We start from the raw sequence: 3786 nt of genomic DNA, 5'->3' as shown, positions 1-3786 counted from the left end.
GCGCGGATAGCGCTTCGACTGCTCGATCCTGCGGCGCACCTGGGCGCCCCATTGCGCCGCGAGGCTTTGGCGCCGGCTGGCCGAAAGGGTGGCCGCGCGGTGGTCTTGCGCGGTACCGGCATCGGCGCCGCTTCTTTGCATCTCGCCACGATTTCAAGGCTCGCCTCCGTGAGCGGGACGCGGAACGGTTGCGCCTTTCCCTCCCGCGCCTTCATTCGATCGGCGGCACGGTCCAGACCGCATCCGTTTCATCAATTTCGGAGAAACTGGCCCATCGTGCCGCCCCCGGCCGCATGACGGCAAGGATCACGAATTTCAAGCAGCGAACCGAGGATCCGTACCCGTTGAGCTGCCGCCAGAGTGCAGGCGTAGCGGCGACCACCAGCGCCCCCTCTCTCCATCCTCGCGCAGCCCGGCCTTGCATGCCTCGAAGACCATCTCCGCGATCTCGGCAAATGTTGGATCAGCATGGTGCAGTTCCGTGCGCCGGCCGTTGATTCCACGATCCCGTTCGGAGATCGGGTCCCGCCCATCGGCAAGTACCGCGGCCCATTTGTGCCGCGTTGCGCACGCCTGCGCCAGTGTGACCGCATCAAGGCCGCCAAGCCCCAGCTCACGCCGGCGTCCGGCGAAAGAATATCGCCAGGGCCGACGGCCGCCGTTTTCCGTCTTGTGCAGGATGAGGCCGCCGCCGTCCTGCTGCCGGCCCGGTCGCGGTTTGCGCATCTGTCCCGCTGTCAGAATGTTTCGACCGCGCGCCATCTTCAGCTCGCCGTCCCGTTCGGCCGGTGAACGTGTTCGCACCGCGCCTTGGCATGAAGCCATCCATGCCGCCAGCATTCCCGCGGCCCGGGGTAGCGGTCGGCGTAGAGTATCTCTTCCTTGCGGGGGGGTGGCGTCGATCGGCGCGCCAGCGCTGTAGGCGTCTTGGCCAGCAACATACGGTGGCTTTTCGGCGGCGCTCGTCGCCTCGGTGCTTTCCTGCATCCCAGGCGTCAATCACGGCGTCAGGGTCGGGCGCTACCGCCCGCCCGGGGTGGCGCTTGCCGGGCCACAATGCGCCGCTCTGATCGCGTACGGAGGGCAGCCGTACAACATGCGAGGCCTGATCAAATCATTTGTTCAAAAATGTCCGCAATGAACAGTACGAGACAACCGGCAACAAGACTGTGGTGTCTTCTGGGGGCACCATTTCAAAGCCAGCCAACTGCCGTTTTGCGAAACGGCCATGGTCGTTTCGGCGCCGTTGGCGCCCACGGTCCCGTCACGACAGTTCCGTCGCCGCTGCCGCGTCCTCGGCCAGAAACTCGCGCAGCCGGCCTAGGCCGCGCTCCCGCAATTGGCGGACACGCTCGCGCGAGATGCCATAGCTTTCGCCCAGCTCGTTCAGGGTCATCGGCGGATCCCGCAGCACCGTGGCGATGACGATATCGCGTTCGCGTTCCGGGAGTTGCCGGAAATGGTGCGTCAGGTTGCGCTGCAGCACCTCGCGGTCGTGCCGCGTGGCAACGTCGGCTTCCACGTCGGCCTCGGGATCGGGCAACAGGTTGATGATCTCGTCGCCCTCGCCATCCGCCGCCGCGATATTGAGCGAGCTGTCCTGCGCGCCGAATTGCCGGCGCATCCGGTCCAGCTCGGCCATGTTCACGCCAAGGTCCGCGGCGATGCGCGCGTCGCGCTCCCGGGGCGTTTCGCCCGGGCGCCATTCCGTCGCTTCCTCCAGCCGCGGCAGGTTGAAGAACGCCTTGCGCGCCCGCGCCGATCGCCCCCGCGCGACCAGCGACCATGTGGACAGGCGATATTCCTGCAACTCCGCGCGCACCCACCACGCCGCGTAGGTCGCGAACCGGAAGCCGCGGTCGGGGTCGAACCCGTCGGCGGCCTTCAGCAGCCCGATATGGGCTTGCTGCACGAGGTCGGGATCATCCAGCCGTCGCGCCCGGGAATGCCGTTTCGCGATCGACAGCACCAGCGGCGTGAATGCCGTCACCAGTCGGTTGCGCGCGGCCACGTCGCCGTGGTCGCGCCATGCGCGGGCCAGGCGCGCCTCCTCGTCGCGACTCAGAAAATCGGGCCGGTCGGTATGCGCCGGCCGGGCCGGGTCACTTGGCACAAAGGGCTTGTTCATCGGGCCGTCCCCGTAGTTGGTTTCAATTCGAAATCATATCCGACGATCCCGGCTTGTCAAACCGGTTTTGAATCGCTATTAAATTCCCATGACTTCAGGCAATGACACGACCCGGCGCCCGGATGAACTCGCCGAATTACTGGTGCATATCGGCCGTTCCGCCCGGGGCGAGGATTCGGGGGCCGAATTGACGGCCGCGCAATGGACGGCGCTGCGTTTCTTCGCGCGGGCCAACAGCGCGTCGCGAACGCCCTCGGCCTTCGCCAGCTTCCAGGCGACGACCCGCGGCACCGCCTCGCAGACGATCAAGGCGCTCGAGGCGCGCGGCCTGCTCAGCCGGCGGCGCTCCGAACGCGACGGCCGCAGTGTCCAGTTCGAGGTGACGGGGCCGGGTCACGAGATGCTCGCGCAGGACCCGCTGCGCCACCTGACAGCCGCCCTTGCCGGGCTGACGGCGGGTGACCGGGCGGCGCTCGAACGTCTGTTGCCCGCGCTGTCGGCCGACCTGGCCCAGCAACGCGGCAGCCGTGCCTTCGGCACCTGCGACGATTGCACCCACTACGAAAACCGCCCCTGCGGCGGGTATTGCGCCTGCGTGGCCTCGGATCTGGCCCCGGGCGATATCGGGCGGCTCTGCGCCAATTTCGCGCCGGGTCCGGCGGTACGCGACGCGACCGCGCCGACAAACAAGCGCAGCCAAGGATAGCAACATGAGTGACTCCAGACAGCAGGCGGGCGCCGGCCCGCTCGACGGTATCGGCCGCCTGATCGCCGTCAGCAGCGGCAAGGGCGGTGTCGGGAAATCGACCGTCACGGCCAATCTCGCGGCCGCGCTCTCCGCGCAGGGGCTCCGCGTGGGGGTCGTGGACGCCGATCTTTACGGCCCGTCCATCCCGGGAATGCTGGGGCTGGCGGGCAACCAGCCGCCCGCCATGTCCGCCGAGAAAAGAATCATCCCCGCCGAGGCGCAGGGCATCAAGGTCATCTCGATGGCCATGCTGTCGGACGACGACAAGCCCGCCATCCTGCGCGGTCCGATGGTGACGAAATACCTGCAGATGTTCGTCACGCAGGTCACGTGGGGTCAGCTCGACGTGCTCCTGCTCGACCTGCCGCCGGGCACCGGCGACATTCAACTGACCCTCGCGCAGGCGTTCCCGCTCACCGGGGCGGTGGTGGTCAGCACGCCGCAGGATGTCAGCCTCAAGATCGCGCGGCGCGGCCTGCGGATGCTGGAGCAGGTGAACGTGCCCGTTCTCGGCGTGATCGAGAACATGAGCGGCTTCACCTGTCCCTCCTGTGGCGAGATCACGCATATCTTCCACGGGGGCGGCGGCGCGCGGATCGCCGAAAACATCGGCGTGCCGTTCCTCGGCAGCATCCCGTTGGACCCGGCCATCGTCGACGGGGGCGATACCGGGCGCCCGCTGGTCATGGAGGCACCCGACAGCCCCGCGGCGGCGGCGTACCGCGACATCGCCGGGGCGCTGGCGGGAACATCCGGCGCCGGGGCGGGCCTGCCCCACGACAAACCAAACCCCCCCCCGCCCCGCGCGGCCCAGCGCGAACGGGTCCTTGGACCCGGTGGGCTTCTCGTCGATCGCCCAGAACCCGGTCAGCGTGTCGATCTTGTCGGCCAGCGCCACCGCCACCGAAAC

Annotated in this window: 3 protein-coding genes and 2 pseudogenes; 2 read left to right on the top strand and 3 right to left on the bottom strand. The window is 68.0% G+C overall.

The window, feature by feature from the left end; translation table 11 throughout:
- Positions 1-315: 315 nt before the first annotated feature.
- Together ACH107_RS30810 and ACH107_RS30805 are read right to left on the bottom strand one after the other, a co-directional pair.
- Complete coding sequence (locus ACH107_RS30810; protein ID WP_412509493.1) at positions 316-840, bottom strand: Arm DNA-binding domain-containing protein; 525 nt, start codon at positions 838-840, stop codon at positions 316-318.
- A 424-nt stretch (positions 841-1264) separates the two neighbouring features.
- A complete protein-coding gene (locus ACH107_RS30805; RefSeq protein ID WP_412509492.1) occupies positions 1265-2128 on the bottom strand; it encodes a sigma-70 family RNA polymerase sigma factor in 864 nt (287 codons plus the stop codon).
- A gap of 88 nt (positions 2129-2216) precedes the next feature.
- Here ACH107_RS30805 and ACH107_RS30800 point away from each other — a divergent pair, with 88 nt between their 5' ends.
- Together ACH107_RS30800 and ACH107_RS30795 are read left to right on the top strand one after the other, a co-directional pair.
- The gene (locus tag ACH107_RS30800) at positions 2217-2834 is read left to right on the top strand and encodes a MarR family winged helix-turn-helix transcriptional regulator (protein WP_412509491.1); all 618 of its coding nucleotides are present in this window, start codon (positions 2217-2219) and stop codon (positions 2832-2834) included.
- A gap of 4 nt (positions 2835-2838) precedes the next feature.
- Positions 2839-3558: pseudogene (locus ACH107_RS30795) on the top strand (Mrp/NBP35 family ATP-binding protein); the annotation flags it as partial.
- A 105-nt stretch (positions 3559-3663) separates the two neighbouring features.
- Here ACH107_RS30795 and ACH107_RS30790 read toward each other — a convergent pair.
- Positions 3664-3786 (bottom strand): annotated as a pseudogene (locus ACH107_RS30790) (glycine--tRNA ligase subunit beta); the annotation flags it as partial.

It is taken from the genome of Roseovarius halophilus (ex Wu et al. 2025), assembly GCF_047086965.1.
The sequence above is the reverse complement of the archived record's forward strand: the minus strand, read 5'-3'. Positions and strand labels throughout refer to the sequence as shown.